Origin of the sequence: Pedobacter sp. (assembly GCF_965279535.1) — a bacterium.
Lineage (GTDB): Bacteria > Bacteroidota > Bacteroidia > Sphingobacteriales > Sphingobacteriaceae > Pedobacter.
In genome coordinates, this window is sequence record NZ_OZ257244.1 from 5,351,896 (window position 1) to 5,372,651 (window position 20,756).

The following is a 20,756-nucleotide window of genomic DNA, read 5'->3' on the forward strand; positions in this document are numbered from 1 at the left end:
ATGTTTAGCTTATTACAAACCAGGCATCAAAAAACGGGGTTGAATAAGAGGACCGAGCATTGATCTTAAACAAGTAACTATGAAAGCAGCAGTATTTCACAAGCCCGGAGATATCCGTGTAGACACCGTTCCGGATCCGGCAATTATTGATCCGAGGGATGTTATTTTAAGGGTAACTTCAACAGCTATTTGTGGCTCAGACCTGCACATCCTAAGTGGTGCAGTTCCACAAAAAGACCCCATGATTATGGGGCATGAATTTATGGGCATTGTTGAAGAAGTAGGCTCAGCGATTACTAATCTCAAAAAAGGAGATCGGGTAGTTGTTCCTTTTCCGATTTCTTGTGGAAAGTGTTTCTTCTGTACACATGAAGCCTCACCAGCCTGTGAAAATTCCAACTATAAAAATTACGGACCTGCCGGGAACGTTGCAGACCAGAAAGGCGCGGCACTTTTTGGCTATACCGATCTTTACGGCGGATACTCTGGCGGCCAGGCGCAGTATGTGCGGGTGCCATACGCAGATGTAAGCCCCAGGATTGTTCCTGAAGAACTCAGTGATGAACAGGCACTCTTTTTAACTGATATTTTTCCAACTGGCTGGTCTGCTATAGATTGGGCGCAGCTTAAAGGTGGCGAAACAGTAGCCATATTTGGATCTGGGCCGGTAGGCCTGATGGCACAAAAAGCAGCATGGATTAACGGTGCAGGAAGGGTTATAGCCATTGATCCGCTGGATTACAGATTAGAAAAAGCCCGTATGGTAAATAAAGTCGAAACCCTTAATCCACACCAGGTAGATGTTGTGGCCGCTATCCGCGAAATGACAAACGGCCGCGGGGCTGATGTATGTGTAGATGCAGTTGGATTTGAACCCGAGCGCTCCTTAATGGATAAGGTTAAAGCCACATTTAATTTCGAAAAAGGCTCTATGAAAGTACTTGATATGTGTTTTGAGGCGGTTAGAAGAATGGGTACAGTTTCTATTATGGGTGTTTACGGCTCACCATACGATAACTTTCCCCTATACAGGATTTTTGATAAAGGGATAACCATCAAACAAGGACAGGCTCCGGTATTGAACTATATTGATAAACTTATTGGCCTGGTAGAAGAAAGAAAAGTTGTGCTGGATGATATTATTACCCATACACTTCCACTGGATGAGGCTGAGCATGCCTATAAAATGTTTGATGAAAAAACAGATGATTGTGTGAAAGTTGTACTCAAACCTTAAATGTTTTAAATCAGAAATTATATGTTAGAACTTGCTTATCGGAGTAAAGACTCCAAACATCAGGAACATACTTTCACATTAATGCAATATCAGCCAGATGAACCTTACTTGTTAATGATAGATGGCGTAGTGCTGGGAAAATTAAATAAGAAAGACGGGAAATGGTATTTGATTGAAGATCATGCAGATCAGGACCTGATAGATGAAGTAGGAGGTTTTATTGATGACCGTGATGAAGAGGCCGAAGGTTAGCGCCTGATGCCGCCCTTCGATACAATTCACCATTTTAAACGATGGTACATGACACCTGGCTAAAATAATACAAACCTTTACGCTGCTTGCAGTGTTCACCAAGTAAAAGAGATGAAAACATACCAATACGCATTTGCAACATTCCTGTTCTTATTGGGGGCTTGCAACACGGGAGATAAAAAGACGGAACAGAACAATGATAGTCTCAGCCGTGATACGTTACTTCATGTAGCGGATGACCACAGTAAAGCCTTAGATACGGCTGATATAGCTTTCTTTAAAAAAGCAGCTATAAGCGGAATGACTGAGGTAGAGGCCGCATCACGAATGCTAATTGCCAGTCAGGACTCATCTGTTAAGCAGTTTGCGAGGGATATGGTTGCAGATCATGGTAAACTTAATCAGAAACTAACAGATTTAGCCCGCACCAAAGGTGTGCATCTTCCTGAAGAACTTCCCTCCAGTCAGATCGAAGTGATTAAAAAGATCGATGCCTTCAAAAACGATGGGCGAAATGAATATTATGCCCATTTAATGGTAACAGATCATGAAAAAGCAATTGATCTTTTTAACCGGGCATCTGCATCAAAAGATGCCGAAATTGCCACATTTGCTAAAAACAACCTTCCAATACTGGATCATCATTTTAAAATGGCCAGGGATTTGGAAAGCAAGATAACAGCACATAAACGTAACCAGGGTGATGATCCCCTTAAGCTGAGCGACAAGAAGACCATGAAACATTAAGCAGTTTACCCGCTAAAGGGTAGTTTCAAATTTAACTTTAAAAGTCAATAAAGGAATAGATCTTATGAGTGGACTATCATCATGGGCGCTTTCTGCTATTGCGTCCTTTAAGCTGCCCGGAGAAATTATCCACCAGTGTCAAATTGGGGATATTACACTGAAAATCTTCAGCATAACTGATGCCATATGGATATCCGTTTGGAATAAGCAAAAAAATGAAACACCGCTATTTTTTAGGGCATTTTCTTCGGGCAATGGTTCACTGAGTGAAATACGCTACAAGGCAGAAAAAGGAGGGGTCAGGATTAATGCAAAAGCAATTGTAGGTGATTTTAGTTGCCTGATCACTTTCGGGGAGCAACCGTTTTTTGTTCTCAGGACAACTTGTAAACTGAAAGTTAAGGCCAAAACCACATTTCCCTTTTGGCCACGCGATATCCTCACTGTAGATCGCGCCAGATTTACTCATCATCAGGCTGGCGAAATACACCACAGGCAGGAGGGGACCCGATCCGGCCTGCTTTATTTCAGCTTGCCTGACCTTAATATGCGCGTACTTTACTTTCAAAACCTTACTGCCCTGTCAACTTATTGTGAGTATACCGGAACTTCACTTTCTGAAGTGGTGGGAGGAGATTTGCCTGAGATTGGCCTTTCCTTGCCAGCAGCGCCAAGTCAGGTAATGGACGCGGGGACCGAAGTGGTTATCAGCGATGCTTTTGTGTGTATCAAATCCAATCCCGGCGGTGCTGATATGCTCAGTATAGATTATCTTGATATGCTCGCAACGATATACAGGAAACTACCTAAGCCACAAACAACCTATCGGCACTGGCCAACTATCGTAGAGAAAGGTTTAAAGGATTTGACAGAAAGTCCGGGCTGTTGGTCGCAGCTGGATGGTAATCGATATTTCAATGCTTATGTGAGCGACTATGAAACTCCTCCTGAAATTATGGTTCAGCTTGCCGTTTTGCTCCCCCTGCTGGATTACGTTGAATGGAGTGGCAAGTATCTGCCGGTGATGAAAGAAATCAAGAAGGGGCTCGCTGCATTTTACGACCCTAAGCTAGGTACGATAGTACGTTGGCATCCTGCTGCTGCAGATAAGCTCAAAGGAGAAGAGGAACAGAAACATCCAATGGTAATGGATTCCTGGTATCTTCATCACCCCTTACTCAATTTATCCAGACTTGCCCTTAAGGGGGATAAAATAGCACATACGCTTTTTCTTAATTCACTGGACTTCGCCATAAAAGTAGCCCGGCATTTTAAATATGAGTGGCCGGTATTCTATAAGCTTGATACCCTTGAGGTGGTTAAGGCGGAAACCTCGCCCGGAAAGGGAGGCGAAGTAGATGTACCCGGTCTATACACCCATGTGATGCTTCAGGCTTATGCCCTCACCGAAAACAAGAAATATCTTCAGGAAGCAGAAATGGCTGCCAGAAAATTTCAGAAAAAGGGCTTCAAATTAATGTACCAGGCCAACAATACGGCATTTGCTGCCGGCGCTATGCTCCGCCTTTACAAAATTACAGGCAGGGAGCAATACCTGGATTTGAGCTATGCCTGCCTGGCTTCAATTTTCCAAAATGTACAGCTTTGGGATTGTAATTATGGCTTTGGAAAACACTTTCCAACCTTCTTTGCCCTTTTTCCACTAACTGACGCACCTTACACCGCCGCTTATGAAGAACAGGAGGTTTTTTGTGCACTCCACGATTATCTCCAGCATGCCGAAGGGGTCGCAATTCCGGAAAGTTTAAGACTGCTCTGCAGTGAATATATCCGTTACCTGGTTAACCGCGCACCATTCTATTACCCTCCAATGCTCCCTGAACAAATGATTTCTGAAGAGGTAAAAATGGGCGAAGTAGACCGCAGTTTGTGGATTGCACTTGAAGATCTTCATGATGGGGTAGAGAAAAGTGGAGCCGTTGGGCAAGAGGTATATGGTGCAGGGAACGCTTTTGGTATTCTTCCCAGACATTTCATCCGGATTAAGGAAGAAAGTTTTCTCGTTTTTTGTGATGTCCCGATAGGCGGTATCCGGCGATCAGGTAGAAAGGTCAGTTTCCATTTACAAGGAGATGTTCAAACCGAGGCACGTCTCCGGGTTGTTCCGGATAGCGATGAGAAAATGGATACCAGGTATAGTTTTACACTCTCCGCTGGACAACTGCAAGCCTGCTATGATCGAAAAACAGATCTTGAAGCATTTATTGCGGGTAATAGTAAAGTGTCATTAAGCTGGAAAAAGGCTAAATAAGTTAATTATCACACAGCACACTCTGATTTACATCCGGGTTATTATCTAAACAAGGGCAAAAAAAAACATCTACCAAAAGGTAGATGTTCTACAATTTATGAAGGTTGTTATTATGCTAGCTTTACATTAATTGCGTTTAGGCCTTTTCTGCCCTCTTCTACATCATAACTTACTGAATCATTCTCACGAATATTGTCCAATAGGCCAGATACGTGGACGAAAAGTTCTGCATCACCATTACCGGGTACGATGAATCCAAAACCTTTGGTCTCATTGAAAAATTTTACTGTTCCTTGTTGCATTATATTTTATTTATTTATCCTGTAAATATAGTAAAATTAATTGATAATCAAAAAGTTATGTTTGTCTCACGCATCTCTGGATAATTACTTACTTTTCAAGCGCCACGATTGTAGCGATTCTTTGCAATCCTGGTTGGCTGTAAAATGAAGATTAATGGAAAGGAGCGCGTGATAAGGCTTTAATGCTAACCAAATCAATATTTCAGGCATTCAAACTGAATTTTTGACATTCTCACTGTTATTTTTTCATTTTAACAGTGCAAAATTTTCAGAAAAACAGCCCTTTTTGCTATTGGCACAGCGGTTGAGTAGGTTTTGCTGAACGCAACGTTCGAGAGTTTAATTAATTTATAAGTTTTAATCATTAAATCAATTTTTTAAGGAGGACAGACCTATGACACTGGTTAAATTTAATTCCGACAATTCCAACAAGAAGAATGGCCTGATGACAGGCTTTAACGATGTTTTCGATTCAATTTTCAATGACACTTTCTTTTCAGACAGAATGGTAAGCAGGGTACCTGCCGCCAACATCAGTGAAAGTAAGGATCATTATCATGTAGAACTGGCTGCACCAGGCTTAAGAAAAGAAGATTTTCGCATTAACCTGGAAAGAAATCTACTTAATATTTCGGTAGAATTATCAGCTCAGGAAAGCCAGCAAGAGCGGAGTTTTAACAAGCGGGAATTTAGTTACAGCTCTTTTGTCCGCTCGTTTACTTTGCCTGATTCTGCAGATGTTCAGGGAATTGAGGCGAAATATCAGGAAGGCGTGTTATGCATTGATATCCCCAAAAAAGAGGAAGCAAAAATGCAAAGCCGTCAGATTGAGATCAGATAACTTACAGGAACAGCAAAAGCAAAGAGCTGCCATTAGGTGGCTCTTTTATTTTCATTATGGAATCACGCTATGAAATTTCACTGAATATGAAAACCCTCAAAGGGATAGAAAGCTACGGGTGTTTTAATCTTGGCGATAACCGGGAATTTGCCCTCGAGGTATACCGGGAACTGCAAGGCGACGATGTTATTAAGGCTGAATCTGTGATCAGCATAGACCTGGTTGAAAAGCAATCCGGAATTCCTTTCCCAATGGCATTGAAACACTGCAGTTATGCCCAGCTTGCTGAAAATGTAAAAATCATCACCAAAGCACTATTTAAACACCTTAATCTGGAAAGATAGCGCCAAAGCTGCTGCTTTCAAGCCATTTTAAGCCTCTGAAAGATGAGGTGCTGCCTCCCGGAGGGTCATGATTTTGCTAAATTTATCGATCCTCCTTTTATTTTGCTGTTGCAACAATGAAGGATACAGGTTCATTAATATATTTATGATCAGCATTACCAGTGCAAATGCGTATTGGCCATTCAGTAGTTTAATTATAACAAATATCATTACAAAAGCAAAGGCAATTAAATGACTGATTTCGGCGATAGTCATTTCCCGGCGCAGATCAGGCAATTCTGATACCTTAACCTGCTTTTTTATCGAAAGCTTAGGATTGAAATATTTGAGCGGGGAGAAAATGATCATGCGTTTAAAAATTTCAATTCCAATAAGCTTATTCAAACGATCACTTTTGATAAAATTAAGGTTTGATAATTTCTGATTATAATAGGGAGATTTGATTAAAATAGCATTTACAACAATCCCGATTACCCAGGAGATTGTGGATATAGCAAAGCTAAAAGTTAAATATTTGATCATCGGTTTTTACAGATTGGCAAACTACATACAAGTATAGCATTTATAACGTTTGAGATTAAAATTATTCAGGATTAACCTTTTATCTGGCATTGGTAGTAGTTTAATTGTGTCACCTTGAGCATCTTTGTTATACAATTAAGCCGATGGAGACCTTAATGATTATTGAGCAGAAGAAAACCCTCACCGATGTCATCCTTGTAGTAATCTTTGGGGTAATCCCTTTGTATTTGCTTGTTGGTTGATTTCCACTCGTTGTACTGGCTGGTTATATATGGGGCGTTAAAAAGAAAATCAATTTTTCGCCGCAGGGAATTAAGCTGTGTTATGGGCGTGATATTGTCGAGATACTACATGGTATAGGTGCCTTTCGCCTTTCACCAGATCTTCAGATCCCCCTGGAGTAAAATAAGCAGATTTGCCATAGAGGCTGCTGAATACAGAGAATCAACAGAAGGCGGCGGTTATTCCACCTCCATCCGGTATGGCCTGATGGTTAAAATAGAAAATGCGAATCAGTTTGAGCTTACACAGCAGAAATTATTTTAGTTTAGGCTTGTCCAGGTTCGAAACACATCCCAATCATATCCTGAAGAGATGCAAGGATTTTCAGCATCACTTCATGAAAGATCTGGTTGAATACCCTTATCTTTTAAAAATTACCTTAATTCTTTTCTCCTTGCAGGCAAGATGTTTTGTCACAATTGACCCTCTAATTCGTCGCTTTATGGTCGCTCAAGTGCTCAAATCAACACTATCTTTGAAGTATCAACAATTTTCAAACTGATTTGAAGGGTTATGGAAAATTTATTTAAAAAACATGGTCTGATTAAAACCATACTACTAATCGCTATCATTATGAGTACAGCATCACAATCAAACGGTCAAACAGTAAAACCCGCCAGCACGGGTTACGCCCCTGTAAACGGAATAGAAGTTTACTACGAAATATATGGTGAGGGTAAACCTGTGATTTTATTGCATGGAGCTTACATGACCATTGAAACAAATTGGGCTCAATTCATTTCCGAATTGTCTAAAACAAGAAAGGTAATTGCGCTTGAATTGCAGGGACATGGGCATACCGCATTTTCAGATAGAAAGTTATCACGTGTAACTTTGGCAAGTGATGTGGCTGGTGTAATGGATTACCTGAAAATTGACAGTGCCGATGTAGTGGGTTATAGTTTTGGCGGTTCTATAGCTTATCAGCTGACCATACAGCAGCCTAAACGGGTAAGGAAATTAGTGGTCATTTCTGCACCGTATAAAAGTACCGGCTGGATGCCTGAAGTAAATGTTGCGTTTAAGAATATGAAGCCCGAATTTTTTGTAAATACGCCTATGCAAGCAGCATACGATGCGGTAGCGCCCGATAAAACAAAATGGACAAAGTTCCTGGAGCAGATGATTGCACTGGCTGGCGAACCATACAATATGGGCGAAGAGAATATTGCAAAGATTACTGCCCCGGTGTTACTGATTGCAGGTGATAATGATGGAATGGATAAAATAGAGCTGATAAAAACCTATCAATTACTGGGAGGTGCTATCTGTGCCGATTTTGGTGCCATGCCCAAATCGCAACTGGCCATTATCCCTTCGCAGGGACATGTAAGTCTGATGAAGCAAACGGAAACTTTATTCGGTTATCTGGATAGTTTTCTGCAGTAGTTAATGTAATCTATCCGTGATGCAAGGTAAGAGAGGTATTAATCACACGTTGTAATGTAAATAGCAGGCAGGAAATGCCCAAGTAAACCCCGGGTAATTACCGGGTAATACTTTGACTTGACCTTGACTTACCCTTGATTTGCCTTTGACTTACCCTTGACCTGGGACTGAGTATTTGCTTGATTTTGTGTAGATTAATGCTTAACTTTAGTAAGCTAATTTTGATGATCAAAGTTACGGAAAAATGGCGATTCAAAAAAACGGTTCGAAACTTTCGGGGAAAGTGGGGAACAAGGTATACGCTAACCAAAATGGCCAAACCGTTGTAAAAGAACTATCCAAAAAAAAATACGAGTTATCTGAAGCGAGTGTGCGCAGTGGAAACGACCTAGCAGAAGCCAGTAAACACAGTAAAAAGGTAAGGACTGCGTTTGCGGATATGGTGGAGGAATATGGGGATAACGGACTGCATTACCGACTAAATGCCCGTTTTTATGATGTGATAAGACCACTACCTAAAATTAAACAAGGCGAAAAAAAGGTTCAGGATGGCGATTTCAGTCAGTTGCTTAATTTTCAATTCAATAAACATTGCAGGCTGGACAGTTTATTGTTTAAAATTCCGAAGGTTGATATAGATTTGAAAGGAGCTTTGGTTATTGATTTTCAGGCAGATAAGAATGAAGGTGCTAGGACAGTAGCAACAGGTTTTAATCAGGTGATGCTGCAACTGAGCATTCTTAAGTATGATTTTCGGACTGAATACAGTAGCCTGATGACCATGGGAAACTTAATTGGACGAACACTGCCATCTGCCAAAAAGAAACTGGAGCTTGATTTAAAAGGAGATCTGCTATTGATAGTTGTTACAGGAATTCAGTATTTAGTGGATGGTGCCCGTTCATATTCGAGAGAAAGGCAGGCGGCGGCGATTACACATGTCTTTCGCTTAAGAGATGGCCAGCCAGTGGTTTTTAAATCAGTGGTGGAGGCAGTAGAGGAAAAAGTAACGGAGAAGAACGTGATCGCCTGGGATGAGTAGAGGAAGGTAAATGCCGGATTTTAATGCCTGTGCCATCGAGGTTTTAGCGACTGTGAGCAAAGGCTGGTATACGCCAGAACCACTTAGCGAATGCCCGAAGCGGGTAAAAACTCAAGGTCGCCGAAATTTCCATGATCGTATCTGCTATATTTTACCTATCAGCAGGATAAGGAAAGCCGTATTTTTGCGTTGAGTTAAGCAGGTAACTAATTGCAATACGATGAGTATAAATAATGAAGATACTGCGGCCGTTCTGCCGCTTTTTAAGCAAACTTATTTTCACGGTACTAAGGCCGATCTGAAGGTTGGAGATTTGATTTCGACTGGATTCAATTCCAATTTTGTAGACCGGCAATTGAAACACATTTATTTATCGGCCACGCTGAATGCGGCAATATGGGGCGCTGAACTTGCATCAGGAACTGGGCGGGAAAGGATTTATTTGGTAGAAGCCACCGGAGTGCTGGAGGATGATCCGAACGTAACCAATAAGCGCTTTCCGGGAAATCCAACAATGTCTTACCGCTCTGAACAACCTTTTAAGGTAATTGGAGAAGTAACCGTATGGCAAAGCCATAGTGCAGAAGAAATTCAGGCTATGAAACAAGGCCTGGAAACCCGGAAAGCCCAGGGTACTGCTATAATTGAGGAGTAAGCGGGAAAATAAATTTTCAGGAACGGTAACTTGTTTTGAAAACTGAAACAGGGCCGGTTTGCTAAGAAAAGCCATACTGATTGTTTGCCTTAATCATTGTTTATATCTTTGCATGCAAATGATGATAAAGCAGGATATTCAGGACAATTTCGGAAATATTGATATTTATTTGTTTGATCAGTTACTGAAAGGGACGTATAGCCACTGCCGATCAGTTTTAGATGCTGGTTGTGGAGGCGGAAGAAATCTGCTTTACTTTTTAAAAAGCGGTTTGGAGGTTTATGGTGTAGATCAGAATGAGGATGCTATTGCACAGGTTAGAAAGCTGGCCAGCGCATTTCCTCAGGTTAAACCAGCAGAAAACTTTTTGGTGGCAGCTGTAGAGCAGTTGCCCTTTGTGCCTGAAAGCTTTGACCTGGTAATCAGTAGTGCAGTACTGCATTTCGCAGAAGATCTTGCTCATTTTGAGACCATGCTGAATGCTATGTGGCAGGTACTTCGGCCAGGAGGCTATTTTTTCTGTCGCCTGGCTTCAGAAATAGGCATTGAATCGGCAGTAAGGTTTATTGGAAACGGGAGATATCTGCTTCCGGATGGGTCAGAAAGATTTCTGGTTAATCAGGAAATGTTACTCCGGTTGACAAAGAAGCTAGGGGCAGAACTCCATGAGCCCATAAAAACAACCAATGTTCAGAACATGAGGAGTATGACTACCTGGTGCATTAGAAAGTATTAATTATTCTCTTGCCGTTATCAATTTCACTACGGAAGCAAACATTCGGCTACAACTATCTGTTAGGTAATCAATTGATTCCTATGCAAGTAAAAACAAGCCGTTCGCAACAAATATTCAGGATTTTATTAGGTATGGCCATGTTGTTGGCTGGAATTGGACACCTGAGCTTCCAACGTGAGGAGTTTCAGGCACAGGTACCACAATGGCTCCCACTGGGAAAAGATTTTGTGGTAATCGCTTCCGGAGTTGTAGAAATTGCACTCGGCCTGGCCATGATCTTTTGGGAAAAGCAGCAGTTAAAAATCGGTTTCATACTGGCGGTTTTTTATGTACTGGTATTTCCCGGAAACATTGCGCAATACTTAAATAAGGAGGATGCTTTTGGCTTAAATACCGACCAGGCCAGACTGATCAGGTTGTTCTTTCAACCTGTCTTGATTTTTTGGGCCTTATGGTCAACAGGAGTTATTGCTTACTGGAAAACATCCAGAAAAGAACGATAAAGAGCAAAGCGTATCTCATGGTTAACCTGAACATAAGGGCTCCGCGCAGTTAATTTTCTTCTAAAGGCCTATTCATATTCGCACAGAACCTTCCTTCGGCAGACAAATAAATTAATATTTTGCACTAAGCAAAACCCTTTTCACAAAGATGTGGTTATAAACAATGCCCATGGGGCAGATATAACGCGAATTGAAATTGGAAAAAGAACTTAATATTGCCATTCTGGGAGCAGGCCCCAGCGGAATGTTTCTGTTGAAACGTTTAATAGAATCGGGTAGAAAGAATTTTCGTGTTGACATTTTCGAACGGGGAGATAAACTGGGATCGGGGATGCCTTACTCCCGGCAGGGAGCAGGCGATGAACATGTAACCAATGTATCGGCCAATGAAATACCGCTGCTCGTTCATCCGGTAGCTGAATGGCTCAATACGGTAAATGCAGATACACTCTCGCGGTTTAACATCAGTGCTGAGCGATTTAATGATTACAAAGTACTGCCACGTTTGCTCTTCGGTAACTATCTTTCAGATCAGTTTTCGGCAATAATTAAGCAAGGTCTTGATTTGGGCATTAAAATTAACATCAGGCTTAATTCTATGGTTACGGATATTGCAGATCAACCCGATGCAGATCAGGTGGTTGTTCATACCAACAAGGGTAAAGCGTATAGCTATGATCGGGTAGTGGTTTGTACAGGACATCACTGGCCTGCTGGCAGCCAACACGATACACCAGGCTATTATGATGCCCCTTATCCGCCACACCGGATCAGGCAAAAGGTTAATCATGAGGTGGGTATTCTAGGGGCATCGCTTACAGCAATAGATGCTGTGCGAACGCTTGCCCGTGAAAACGGAGAATTCTACCGCGATAATGATCAGCAATTGGCCTACCGCCGGGATTCATCCTGTCCAAACTTTAAGATCGTTATGCACAGCCGTGGAGGAATGCTCCCTGCCATCCGTTTTCACCTGGATGATTCTACACTTAGCAGTCAGGGGATGCTCTCTAAGGCTGAATTAGCTGCAATCAGGGAAAGTAACGACGGTTTTTTGCCTTTGGATGAGATTTTTAAACGAAGTTTTCTGGAGCCTTTACAAAAGCGGGATCCCGAATTTTATAATGAGATCAGCAACCTGAATCTGGAAGCCTTTGTTGCCAAGATGATGTCGCTGCGCGAGGAATTAGATCCATTTGTGCTTTTCAGGGCCGAATACACCCAGGCCCAGAAATCCATTAACAGGAAACAGTCTATTCATTGGAAAGAGCTGTTGGCCGTGTTGAGCTTCTCCATGAATTATCCGGCTAAATATTTCTCTGCCGAAGATATGCTTCGTTTGAAAGAAGTACTTATGCCATTAATTTCGCTGGTGATTGCTTTTGTACCCCAGGTGTCTGCCGAAGAACTGTTGGCACTTAATGCGGCTGGCGTGCTCGAACTGATTGCTGTCTCTTCTGATAGTGTGGTCATTCCATCGGATAAAGGGGGAGCCGATATCATCATTGATGGTGCAACAAAACACGAAAGAAAAATACATTATCCATTGTTTATAGATTGCAGGGGTCAGCCACAGCTATCATTTGATCAGCTGCCATACCCTTCATTAATTGAACAAGGTACAGCAAGCCCCGCTTCATTAAGGTTCAACAATGCTGCTCGTGCTGCGGCGCTGATGGATGCAGGTGATCATCCCATCGGAAAGGATGAAAACGGACGATATCACCTTCGGGTATCGGGCATTGCTATTAATGATCATTTTCAGCTGGTAGATAGTTACGGCGGGCATAATCAGCGCATATATATGATGGCTGTACCCTTTATAGGTGGTTATAATCCTGATTACTCTGGTCTGGATTTCTGTGAGGAAGCTTCAGGCCGTATAACAGAAAAAATATTTAACTGATATGGAATAATTTTTAAGCTGATGACATTGAATTCGAACGATGCAACGCAGGAGCCTAAACTGTTTATGGTGCTGTTGGGGTCAAAGGCTCCCAAAAGAAATGTGGAGCAACATGATTATTTTTTTGGTATTGGGAGCAGTTTAAAGGATCTGGTGCCTCAAATGCAGGCATTCTGGCCTGAGGCCGGAAAGAGTTTGCATGTAGATGGATGGAGAGTGGTAACCAATGTGGATGGTTATCGCATTCGTGTGCGGGAAAAAGATTCGCAACCTGCTGAAAACGATAATGGCCTCAGGCTATTTTTTATCAACCTGGGTGGCTACAGCCATGGCAGATTGGAAGAACAGCATTACACAGTACTTTCGGTTCATCCAGATAAGGCTTTGGCCATGAAGGATTCTAAACAAACCGTTTTCTTTAAGGAAACCTCAGTAAAAGGGGCAAACTCTCATATCGACGAAAAATATGGTATTGATGTAGACGATGTTTACAGGATTGAAGAAATCCTGAGCAGCGCGCTTAAATCAGCTTTTGAAATCCATATAGCAGATACAAAGGAAAACCTTGATGAAGACGAAATTCATCTGGGTTATTTTAAGCTTGATAAGTTATAACAAAAAAGAGGTTGCGTTTTTAAAGCAACCTCTTCACATTTACGCATAACCTATGGTTTTATGCATGCGCGTCTCTTAATGCTTTTATGGAATCATGACTGGCATTAATGCCTTCCTGTTGAGATAAAAGTACTGATCTTACTGTCTCGCCCAAATCATTTTCCTGGAGTGCATCACGATAAGCCTTTTTAATGGCATCTTCACCACGCTCGCATTCTTCGAGTATGCTATGTCGGCCGTCGCCACCAAAACTTGCTTTAATGTCTATCCAGGCCCTGTGAAGACTGCCCAATATCGTATTTCCCTGGTCAGGAGCGCCTCCGTGTTGACCGATAAGACCTGCCAGCTCAGTTACATTACTTCGGCTACCCGCGGCAAGCTTCTCGAAAACGGCCTTCAGGTCGATATTCTCTTCGCTTAAATCCTTAGCAGCTTTGTCAAATCCATCTGCTCTGTCGTTGTTGATCTCAATAAGATCATTTAGTACCTGAACGGTATTTTCTGTATTTTCCATGGTAATGATGTTTTTCTTTATTACCTAGAACACGCGCTTTCAAAATAGGTTTTACTTTGTTTACAACCTCAGGCCATGAAAAGGGCTTAGCATGCCGGAAGATTATTTTTAAAATCACCTGAGGATCGTCAAACATTTTTTTGATAACGTTGTTGAACTGGTACTATGAAAAAAATGGGTAACAGGAGTGTAGTGTTATCAGAAATGAATACCGCTTCTTCATCTGGTAACATCAATAATAGCTTTTACAAAATGAGGTTCGGGTTATGAATGCAGGGAATGTTATTTTTATTGTTTTTGCCGTTATGCTCATGCGCAGGACCTGGTTTTTTTATAAAATAAATAAAAGGCCATGACCGCAATAGCGAAAAGAATTTGGAGAGAAAAATACCCTCGATTAACTGATTATTCGTCCCTAAAACTATAAATTGTGATAGCTAGTGTTCGCCAGGTTATTCACGCTTTTCTTGGTTTTTATCTTCAAGTTTTTTGAGTTTAAGTGCCGTTTCCTCGGCCTCGATCTTTTCTTTTTTAAGATCTATCCTGATTAAGGCATACAGACTCATGTAGATATTGGCTGTCCAGACAATGGTAAATCCTGAAACCACAAAACCGATCCAGTTATCATATATCATTTTGTACCCGGTAATTGCCAGCAATAAAATGGTAACATAATGGCTGAAACAATATTCGCAGGTAAACACATAAAAGAATTTTCGCTTCCAAACCGTGTTGCACGACTTTGATTTGTCTACGCAAAACTCACGAGACTCTCTAAAAACCTCCTCTTTGGTAATGGTCCAGGCAATGCATGCCACTACCGCTGCAAGGATCAGGAAATTGTAGGGGTTGCTTTCCATATCAGTGTGTTTTATCTGTCAGTAATCCGTCTGTTTATAACGGGTAACTGGCAAATGAACATGATATAGCTAAGAAAAGTTTGGCGTTTTTAAAATTGCTTATCCATTAATAATTTTCCCGATGATTTAATCCTTTAATCCAGCCAATCAGATAATGAATAAAGCTTGCAAGGATTGTCCAGTAAATGGCAAAGCCGATAACCAAAAACGGGGGAGGTGGATCAGGCAGATTAAGTAACGGAAGCATAGGGCCTGCGAGCACAATTTTTACCGGATACAGCAAACCAGCAATCGTGTTTTTCCATCCATATTTCAAAATAATATTTTAAGCGCTGGATTACAGTGGTTTAAAAGGGGGTAGAGAATAGATTATTCCGGTAATAATTTCATCTGTTTCATCCAGGCTACAAATGTATCCATCCAGTTATCAGTTCGGCTGGAGTTGTTAAGACCAAATCCGTGTCCTCCTGCAGCATAAACATGCACTTCGGCTTTTATGCCATTTTTTACCAGGGCTTCATAATAATTTAGCGTATTGGATACAGGTACAACTTTATCGTCGGTATAGTGGATCATAAAGACAGGTGGTGTATTGATACTACATAAGCTCTCTGGTCTAATAAAATAGTTGATCTTCATGATTGGAAGATCGTTGTTTAAAGTGTTTGTAGGTTATAAAAGAACTTTTTATTAAATTTAGCTGTTGACGCTAATTTTGATATGTTGTTTTAGTTGTTGGTATATAGTGTGTTAAAGAGCGTTTTAGATTTGTATAGGCGATAACTTTAAGGGAAACTATTGATTCACGAACAAAAATATACTGGGAATTCAATCGTATTTATTGATACTGAGATTGAACCTAAAAGTGGCAGGATTTTGGATATTGGAGCCACTAAGAATGATGGAAGCAATTTACACAATGCCTCGATAACAGCATTTGTTAGGTTTATAAATGACGCAGAATATCTCTGTGGACATAATATTATTAATCACGACATAAAATATATTGGAAGCATAATAAATGATTCAAGCGCTACATCGGTCAGAATTATAGATACACTCTACTTATCCCCACTTCTTTTTCCAACAAAGCCCTATCATGCTTTAATAAAAGATGATAAACTTCAATCCGATGATGCAAATAATCCATTAAATGATTCAATAAAAGCTAAGGATCTATTTCATGATGAAATTTCTTCCTTTAAACACATAAATGAAGTACTCCAAAAAATTTTCTACCTTCTTTTACATGATAAGAAAGAATTTTCTGCGTTTTTTCATGTCCTGGGTTATTCAAGCTTAAACTTAGATCTTGAAAAACTTATTTTTCAAAAATTCAAAGGTGAAATTTGTGAACAAGTAGATTTGTTAAGAATAATTTCAAACCAACCTGTTGAACTGGCTTATAGTTTGTCGCTAATCAACGCCTTAGTCAGCCATAAGAAACTTCGTTCCATCACTCCACCCTGGGTATTAAAAAACTACCCAGAGGTGGAAAAAATAATATTTAAACTCCGAAACAAGCCGTGTATAAGTGGTTGTTCTTACTGTAATTCTGCATTAGATATACATAAAGGCTTAAAAAAATTTTTTGGGCATAGTTCATACAGGACTTATGGAGATTTACCGCTGCAAGAGAGCGCAGTAAAAGCTGCTGTTCAAAATAATTCGTTAATTGCGGTTTTTCCAACCGGAGGTGGTAAATCTATTACCTTTCAAGTTCCTGCATTGATGAGTGGAGAAAGTTCAAATGGGTTAACTATTGTGATATCTCCTCTACAATCTTTAATGAAAGATCAGGTAGATAATCTTGAAAAAGTTGGGATTACGGATGCCGTTACGATAAATGGTTTGCTAGATCCGATAGAAAGGGCAAAATCCATTGAAAGAGTGGAAGACGGTTCAGCGTGTATTCTTTATATTTCGCCCGAGTCTCTGCGTTCTAAAACTATAGAACGCTTAGTTTTGGGAAGAAAAATTACTCGCTTTGTAATTGATGAAGCACATTGTTTTTCCTCTTGGGGGCAAGATTTTAGGGTCGATTATCTATACATCGGTGATTTTATTAAGTTAATTCAGGAGAAGAAGGGACTTGATGATGCTATTCCCGTATCTTGTTTCACAGCTACAGCAAAGCAGAAAGTGATTGAAGATATTGTTGAGTATTTTAAAGAAAAATTATCTCTTGATCTTAAAGTGTTCTCTTCAACAGCCTCTCGAACAAATCTTCAGTATAGGGTTTTCGAAAAAACTGATGAAGAAGAGAAGTATTTAGCAGTAAGGGAATTAATTGAAGAGAAGAATTGTCCAACAATAATTTATGTTTCGCGAACAAAGAAGGCTTATTTACTTGCTGAACGATTGGCTAAGGACGGTTTTAATGCAAAACCCTACCATGGCAAAATGGATAAACAAGAAAAATCTTCAAACCAAAATACTTTCATTAATGGAGAAACGAAAATAATGGTTGCTACTTCTGCTTTTGGAATGGGGGTAGATAAAAAAGATGTAGGTATGGTTATCCATTATGAAATTTCTGATTCTCTTGAGAATTATGTGCAAGAGGCAGGTAGGGCAGGGAGAGATGAAAATATTATTGCGGACTGCTTTGTTTTATTTAATGAAGAAGACCTTGGAAAACATTTTATTTTATTAAATCAAACAAAGCTTTCCATTAAGGAAATTCAGCAGGTTTGGAAAGCAATAAAAGAAATCACAAAATTTCGTTCAAAGGCATCTAATTCTGCACTTGAGATTGCCAGAAAAGCGGGCTGGGATGATAGTGTAGCGGAAATAGAAACCAGGGTAACTACAGCAATTGCTGCGCTGGAAGATGCAGGATATTTAAAGCGAGGACAAAATATGCCTCGGGTTTTCGCAAATAGCATTCTTGCTAGAAATGCTCAAGAGGCAGTAAGTAAAATCAGGGAATCTGAAAAAATAGATGAGAGCCGAAAAGAGAAAGCCATTAGAATTATCAAAAAACTTTTTTCGAGCAAAAGCAAAAAACATTTGAATGAAGAATCTGCAGAATCGAGAATTGACTACATCAGTGATCATTTAGGGATTGTAAAGGAAGAAGTCATCAATATTGTAAATCTTCTTCGTGAAGAGTCTATTCTAGCTGATACAAAAGATTTAACTGCGTTTATTAAAAAGGGAGAGCAGAAAAACCGTTCTTTTAGTATTGTAGAGGCCTTTAATAAAATTGAAAGTTTTTTACTTCAGATTTTTGATGAAGAAGAGAAAAACTTTCACTTCAAAGAATTAAATGAAGAAGCTGAAGCATATGGATGTACAGATGTAAATGCTGCAAAAATAAAAACGGTTATCAATTTTTGGGCAATTAAAAATTGGATTAAAAGGCGGAGTTTGGATCATTCAAAAAATCATTTAAGGGTATTATGCTTGCACCCGAGAGAATCCTTAAAAGAAAAATTAGAAAAACGACATGAACTAGCTAAGTTTATAGTCGAATTTTTATACGATAAAAGTAATTTAAACCTTCCAAATGCCATCAAGGATAAAGAAGAAGTATTAATTGAGTTTTCTGTTTATGAATTAAGAACAGCTTATGAAAATGGGATTAATTTACGTTTAAATATAGATCTGAATGATATTGAAGAAACATTGTTCTATTTGTCGAGAATTGAAGCGATTAAAATAGAAGGTGGTTTTTTAGTTGTATATAATCGTTTGACGATCGAACGTACTGAAGAAGATAATAAAAAGCGCTATACGAAGGAAGATTATCAGAAACTTCATCAGTTTTATGAAAATAGAATCCAGCAAATCCATATTGTTGGTGAATATGCAAGTAAAATGATTATCGATTATAAGAATGCATTGCAATTTGTGGATGACTATTTCCAACTGAATTATGGTTCATTTTTGAATAAATATTTTAAGGGAAGCAGGCAAAATGAAATCAAACGAAATTTAACTCCCGCTAAATTCAGGCAGCTCTTTGGAGAATTATCTCCAACGCAATTAAAGATTATCAATGACAACGAATCTAGATACATTGTTGTTGCTGCTGGGCCTGGAAGTGGAAAAACAAGATTACTTGTACATAAACTTGCTTCTTTACTTTTGATGGAGGATGTGAAACATGAGCAATTGCTGATGGTTACATTTTCAAGAGCCGCAGCCACAGAGTTTAAAAAAAGATTACTCGCTCTTATCGGAAATGCGGCTAACTACATTGAAATAAAAACCTTTCATTCTTATTGTTTTGACTTGCTGGGGAAAGTGGGTAACCTGGAAAATTCTGATCTAATCCTAAAAAAGACAATTGAAAAAATTAAAAACGGAGAAGTTGAACCAAATCGAATCACAAAAACCGTTTTGGTAATTGACGAAGCTCAGGATATGGATCAAGATGAATTTGATCTGATTAAAACCTTAATGGAACGGAATGATGAAATGAGGGTGATTGCCGTTGGTGATGATGATCAAAATATTTATGAATTTAGGGGAGCGAGTTCAAGATATCTCGAGAAATTCATCCGAATAGAATCAACGGCTAAGTATGAATTGGTTGAAAATTATCGAAGTAAAAATAATCTCGTTATATTCAGTAATCAATTCATTAAACGTGTTGCTAATAGATTAAAGCAAACACAAATTATTGCAGTTCAAGAGGACAATGGGAAAATAAAAATAGTTAAATATCAAAATGGAAATCTGATTGATCCAGTTGTGAAAGATATATTGGATTCTGAGTTAACAGGATCTACATGTATCCTTACGAAAACAAATGAAGAAGCTATACAGATTACAGGACAACTGCTAAAAAACAACGTTCCGGCAAAGTTGATTCAAGCAAACGATAACTTCAATTTATATAATCTTCAAGAAATTAGATTTTTTCTGGATAGCTTAAATCTAAAAGATGATAGTTTCGTAATCAATGATGATCTATGGGAAAATGCAAAACGCCAACTGATTAGTGAATTTTATAGTAGCACTCTGTTAGATGTTTGTAAAAACATTATAAAAGATTTTGAAGTAACGAATACAAAAAAGAAATATAAATCTGATTTGGAAATTTTTATTCGTGAATCCAAATTAGAAGATTTTTTTAACGGGAATAAGGAAGTCATTTTCGTTTCAACTATTCACAAAGCTAAAGGTAGAGAGTTTGATAATGTTTTTTTGTTACTTGAAAATTTCATTTCAACTTCTGATGAAGCAAGAAGACAATTGTATGTTGCATTGACAAGAGCTAAACAAAACTTGACAGTTCATTTGAATTCGAATTTTCTTGATGATCTTTCTGCAGATAATTTATTGCGGATAGATAATCAAGAGAAATTTGCTCTTCCAAAGGAATATATTATACAGTTGCATCATGAAAATGTCAACCTTGGATATTTTAGGTATGTTCAACAGCACATTGAGAACATGATAAGTGGTGAAATGTTAGAAATAAGGGAAGAAGGTTGTCTAAATAAACAAGGTAAGATGGTTTTGAAATTTTCAAAAAAATTCCTGGAGACCTTGGCTGCTAAAAGAAATGGAGGATATTTTTTGAAGCGTGCTAAAGTCAATTTTGTGGTTTATTGGAAAAATGAAGATTTACAGCAAGAAATCAAAATAATTTTGCCAGAGCTTTATTTAGAGAAGGTAAATTCATGAGGCATGTGCTTCCTCAATTTTCGGATATCCCATAAAATCCTGCGGATATTGAACGGAAACGATTAAATGTGCAGTGGTATTTTTGAGGATAGTTTGC

At 39.4% G+C, this 20,756-nt stretch carries 20 protein-coding genes; 14 read left to right on the plus strand and 6 right to left on the minus strand.

The genetic code is table 11. The features are described from left to right. Positions 1 to 79 precede the first annotated feature (79 nt). The 4 genes from ACQY77_RS22135 (at position 80) to ACQY77_RS22150 (ending at position 4,508) form a co-directional block, all read left to right on the plus strand. Positions 80 to 1,237, plus strand: coding sequence for a zinc-dependent alcohol dehydrogenase (locus ACQY77_RS22135; protein WP_421940142.1), 1,158 nt, complete (start codon positions 80 to 82; stop codon positions 1,235 to 1,237). A 21-nt stretch (positions 1,238 to 1,258) separates the two neighbouring features. Beyond that, positions 1,259 to 1,489, plus strand: a complete 231-nt coding sequence (locus ACQY77_RS22140) for a hypothetical protein (protein WP_421940141.1) — start codon at positions 1,259 to 1,261, stop codon at positions 1,487 to 1,489. A gap of 111 nt (positions 1,490 to 1,600) precedes the next feature. Beyond that, positions 1,601 to 2,236, plus strand: coding sequence for a DUF4142 domain-containing protein (locus ACQY77_RS22145; protein WP_421940140.1), 636 nt, complete (start codon positions 1,601 to 1,603; stop codon positions 2,234 to 2,236). 64 nt (positions 2,237 to 2,300) lie between these two features. Then, entirely contained in the window at positions 2,301 to 4,508 is a 2,208-nt protein-coding gene (locus tag ACQY77_RS22150) for a hypothetical protein (protein WP_421940139.1), read from the plus strand. 110 nt (positions 4,509 to 4,618) lie between these two features. Here the strand turns inward: ACQY77_RS22150 and ACQY77_RS22155 are convergent, their stop codons facing one another. Then, positions 4,619 to 4,810 carry a cold-shock protein gene (locus ACQY77_RS22155; RefSeq protein WP_421940138.1) on the minus strand — a complete coding sequence of 64 codons (192 nt, stop codon included), beginning with the start codon at positions 4,808 to 4,810 and terminating at the stop codon, positions 4,619 to 4,621. A gap of 394 nt (positions 4,811 to 5,204) precedes the next feature. Between ACQY77_RS22155 and ACQY77_RS22160 the strand changes: the two genes are divergently transcribed. Both ACQY77_RS22160 and ACQY77_RS22165 read left to right on the plus strand, forming a co-directional pair. After that, positions 5,205 to 5,651, plus strand: coding sequence for an Hsp20/alpha crystallin family protein (locus tag ACQY77_RS22160; protein ID WP_421940137.1), 447 nt, complete (start codon positions 5,205 to 5,207; stop codon positions 5,649 to 5,651). An 86-nt stretch (positions 5,652 to 5,737) separates the two neighbouring features. Next, positions 5,738 to 5,995, plus strand: coding sequence for a hypothetical protein (locus tag ACQY77_RS22165; protein WP_421940136.1), 258 nt, complete (start codon positions 5,738 to 5,740; stop codon positions 5,993 to 5,995). Between the two features lie 27 nt (positions 5,996 to 6,022). Here ACQY77_RS22165 and ACQY77_RS22170 read toward each other — a convergent pair whose 3' ends face one another. Further along, the gene (locus ACQY77_RS22170) at positions 6,023 to 6,517 is read right to left on the minus strand and encodes a hypothetical protein (protein WP_421940135.1); all 495 of its coding nucleotides are present in this window, start codon (positions 6,515 to 6,517) and stop codon (positions 6,023 to 6,025) included. A 795-nt stretch (positions 6,518 to 7,312) separates the two neighbouring features. Here ACQY77_RS22170 and ACQY77_RS22175 point away from each other — a divergent pair. The 7 genes from ACQY77_RS22175 (at position 7,313) to ACQY77_RS22205 (ending at position 13,645) form a co-directional block, all read left to right on the plus strand. Beyond that, positions 7,313 to 8,188 (plus strand): alpha/beta fold hydrolase, encoded by an 876-nt coding sequence (locus tag ACQY77_RS22175; protein ID WP_421940134.1) that lies wholly within the window; start codon positions 7,313 to 7,315, stop codon positions 8,186 to 8,188. A gap of 244 nt (positions 8,189 to 8,432) precedes the next feature. After that, positions 8,433 to 9,230 (plus strand): hypothetical protein, encoded by a 798-nt coding sequence (locus ACQY77_RS22180; RefSeq protein ID WP_421940133.1) that lies wholly within the window; start codon positions 8,433 to 8,435, stop codon positions 9,228 to 9,230. Positions 9,231 to 9,450: 220 nt separating this feature from the next. Continuing rightward, a complete protein-coding gene (arr, locus tag ACQY77_RS22185; protein ID WP_421940132.1) occupies positions 9,451 to 9,885 on the plus strand; it encodes an NAD(+)--rifampin ADP-ribosyltransferase in 435 nt (144 codons plus the stop codon). A gap of 118 nt (positions 9,886 to 10,003) precedes the next feature. After that, positions 10,004 to 10,621, plus strand: a complete 618-nt coding sequence (locus tag ACQY77_RS22190) for a class I SAM-dependent methyltransferase (RefSeq protein WP_428430113.1) — start codon at positions 10,004 to 10,006, stop codon at positions 10,619 to 10,621. Between the two features lie 80 nt (positions 10,622 to 10,701). Then, on the plus strand, positions 10,702 to 11,124 hold the full coding sequence (locus ACQY77_RS22195; protein ID WP_421940130.1) for a hypothetical protein: 423 nt from the start codon (positions 10,702 to 10,704) through the stop codon (positions 11,122 to 11,124). A 196-nt stretch (positions 11,125 to 11,320) separates the two neighbouring features. After that, on the plus strand, positions 11,321 to 13,030 hold the full coding sequence (locus ACQY77_RS22200; protein WP_421940129.1) for an FAD/NAD(P)-binding protein: 1,710 nt from the start codon (positions 11,321 to 11,323) through the stop codon (positions 13,028 to 13,030). A gap of 21 nt (positions 13,031 to 13,051) precedes the next feature. Further along, on the plus strand, positions 13,052 to 13,645 hold the full coding sequence (locus ACQY77_RS22205; RefSeq protein WP_421940128.1) for a DUF1543 domain-containing protein: 594 nt from the start codon (positions 13,052 to 13,054) through the stop codon (positions 13,643 to 13,645). Positions 13,646 to 13,703: 58 nt separating this feature from the next. On the opposite strand, the gene ACQY77_RS22210 is transcribed toward ACQY77_RS22205, so the two are convergent. The 4 genes from ACQY77_RS22210 to ACQY77_RS22225 all read right to left on the minus strand — a co-directional run bounded on the left by ACQY77_RS22210 (position 13,704) and on the right by ACQY77_RS22225 (position 15,658). Continuing rightward, complete coding sequence (locus ACQY77_RS22210) at positions 13,704 to 14,159, minus strand: PA2169 family four-helix-bundle protein (RefSeq protein WP_421940127.1); 456 nt, start codon at positions 14,157 to 14,159, stop codon at positions 13,704 to 13,706. Between the two features lie 452 nt (positions 14,160 to 14,611). After that, positions 14,612 to 15,019, minus strand: a complete 408-nt coding sequence (locus tag ACQY77_RS22215) for a hypothetical protein (protein ID WP_421940126.1) — start codon at positions 15,017 to 15,019, stop codon at positions 14,612 to 14,614. Positions 15,020 to 15,125: 106 nt separating this feature from the next. Continuing rightward, positions 15,126 to 15,335: a hypothetical protein gene (locus ACQY77_RS22220; protein ID WP_421940125.1), complete on the minus strand. Its 210-nt coding sequence runs from the start codon at positions 15,333 to 15,335 to the stop codon at positions 15,126 to 15,128. A gap of 53 nt (positions 15,336 to 15,388) precedes the next feature. Next, complete coding sequence (locus ACQY77_RS22225) at positions 15,389 to 15,658, minus strand: alpha/beta hydrolase (protein ID WP_421940124.1); 270 nt, start codon at positions 15,656 to 15,658, stop codon at positions 15,389 to 15,391. A gap of 159 nt (positions 15,659 to 15,817) precedes the next feature. On the opposite strand from ACQY77_RS22225, the gene ACQY77_RS22230 reads away from it, so the two are divergent. Beyond that, positions 15,818 to 20,659: a RecQ family ATP-dependent DNA helicase gene (locus ACQY77_RS22230; RefSeq protein WP_421940123.1), complete on the plus strand. Its 4,842-nt coding sequence runs from the start codon at positions 15,818 to 15,820 to the stop codon at positions 20,657 to 20,659. Positions 20,660 to 20,756: the final 97 nt, after the last annotated feature.

Bases quoted from the DNA above. Each gene is read 5' to 3' on its own strand.
- ACQY77_RS22135 (WP_421940142.1), top strand. From the start codon at position 80: ATGAAAGCAGCAGTATTTCACAAGCCCGGAGATATCCGTGTAGACACC.
- ACQY77_RS22140 (WP_421940141.1), top strand. From the start codon at position 1,259: ATGTTAGAACTTGCTTATCGGAGTAAAGACTCCAAACATCAGGAACAT.
- ACQY77_RS22145 (WP_421940140.1), top strand. From the start codon at position 1,601: ATGAAAACATACCAATACGCATTTGCAACATTCCTGTTCTTATTGGGG.
- ACQY77_RS22150 (WP_421940139.1), top strand. From the start codon at position 2,301: ATGAGTGGACTATCATCATGGGCGCTTTCTGCTATTGCGTCCTTTAAG.
- ACQY77_RS22155 (WP_421940138.1), bottom strand. From the start codon at position 4,810: ATGCAACAAGGAACAGTAAAATTTTTCAATGAGACCAAAGGTTTTGGA.
- ACQY77_RS22160 (WP_421940137.1), top strand. From the start codon at position 5,205: ATGACACTGGTTAAATTTAATTCCGACAATTCCAACAAGAAGAATGGC.
- ACQY77_RS22165 (WP_421940136.1), top strand. From the start codon at position 5,738: ATGAAAACCCTCAAAGGGATAGAAAGCTACGGGTGTTTTAATCTTGGC.
- ACQY77_RS22170 (WP_421940135.1), bottom strand. From the start codon at position 6,517: ATGATCAAATATTTAACTTTTAGCTTTGCTATATCCACAATCTCCTGG.
- ACQY77_RS22175 (WP_421940134.1), top strand. From the start codon at position 7,313: ATGGAAAATTTATTTAAAAAACATGGTCTGATTAAAACCATACTACTA.
- ACQY77_RS22180 (WP_421940133.1), top strand. From the start codon at position 8,433: ATGGCGATTCAAAAAAACGGTTCGAAACTTTCGGGGAAAGTGGGGAAC.
- arr (WP_421940132.1), top strand. From the start codon at position 9,451: ATGAGTATAAATAATGAAGATACTGCGGCCGTTCTGCCGCTTTTTAAG.
- ACQY77_RS22190 (WP_428430113.1), top strand. From the start codon at position 10,004: ATGATGATAAAGCAGGATATTCAGGACAATTTCGGAAATATTGATATT.
- ACQY77_RS22195 (WP_421940130.1), top strand. From the start codon at position 10,702: ATGCAAGTAAAAACAAGCCGTTCGCAACAAATATTCAGGATTTTATTA.
- ACQY77_RS22205 (WP_421940128.1), top strand. From the start codon at position 13,052: ATGACATTGAATTCGAACGATGCAACGCAGGAGCCTAAACTGTTTATG.
- ACQY77_RS22210 (WP_421940127.1), bottom strand. From the start codon at position 14,159: ATGGAAAATACAGAAAATACCGTTCAGGTACTAAATGATCTTATTGAG.
- ACQY77_RS22215 (WP_421940126.1), bottom strand. From the start codon at position 15,019: ATGGAAAGCAACCCCTACAATTTCCTGATCCTTGCAGCGGTAGTGGCA.
- ACQY77_RS22225 (WP_421940124.1), bottom strand. From the start codon at position 15,658: ATGAAGATCAACTATTTTATTAGACCAGAGAGCTTATGTAGTATCAAT.